The organism is Microbacterium sp. Bi128 (genome assembly GCF_918698205.1).
Genome location: NZ_CAKKMM010001677.1, coordinates 1 through 1,031 on the forward strand (window position 1 = coordinate 1; position 1,031 = coordinate 1,031).

1 protein-coding gene is annotated in these 1,031 nt (G+C 59.7%); it reads left to right on the forward strand.

What is annotated here, in order from left to right; genetic code table 11:
- Positions 1-199 precede the first annotated feature (199 nt).
- On the forward strand, positions 200-1,031 hold an 832-nt coding region (locus LQV45_RS35445), incomplete at its 3' end, for a S1 RNA-binding domain-containing protein (protein ID WP_230012735.1).

Here is a 1,031-nt window from a genome sequence, read left to right on the forward strand (position 1 = left end):
GCCCCGTGCGCTTTGACCGGCATTCGCGTAAACGACTAGACTAAACAGGCGCGTACTACGTGCGCGCATCTACAATCCACAAAATCAGGATGACCCGGCGGAACGCTTGCTGTGACGCCGTGCTCTTGGCCTGCATTCCATAATGCTGGCGAAGCGGTTTGCCTGACCGACTCACTATCCACAACGGAGCCCCTACTACATGACCATCACCTCCACCGAGAAGCCCGGTACCCCCGTAGTCGCCATTAACGACATCGGTACCGCTGAGGACTTCCTCGCAGCTGTCGACGCCACCATCAAGTACATCAACAACGGAGACCTCGTCGAAGGTACCGTCGTCAAGGTAGACCGCGACGAAGTCCTGCTCGACATCGGTTACAAGACCGAAGGTGTCATTCCCTCCCGCGAGCTTTCCATCAAGCACGACGTTGACCCCGGAGACGTCGTCTCCGTTGGCGATCAGGTCGAAGCCCTGGTGCTCACCAAGGAAGACAAAGAAGGCCGCCTGATCCTCTCCAAGAAGCGTGCTCAGTACGAGCGTGCCTGGGGCGACATCGAGAAGGTCAAGGAAGAAGACGGTGTTGTCACCGGTACCGTCATCGAGGTTGTCAAGGGTGGTCTTATCCTCGACATCGGTCTGCGCGGCTTCCTGCCCGCATCCCTCGTCGAGATGCGCCGTGTGCGCGACCTCGCTCCGTACATCGGTCAGCAGATCGAAGCCAAGATCATCGAGCTGGACAAGAACCGCAACAACGTTGTGCTGTCCCGCCGTGCATGGCTCGAGCAGACCCAGTCCGAGGTCCGCTCCACGTTCCTCAACAAGCTGGAAAAGGGCCAGGTCCGTCCCGGCGTCGTTTCCTCCATCGTCAACTTCGGTGCCTTCGTGGACCTGGGCGGCGTAGACGGCCTGGTTCACGTTTCCGAGCTGTCCTGGAAGCACATCGACCACCCGTCCGAGGTTGTCGAAGTTGGCCAGGAAGTCACCGTCGAGGTTCTCGAGGTCGACCTGGACCGCGAGCGCGTCTCCCTGT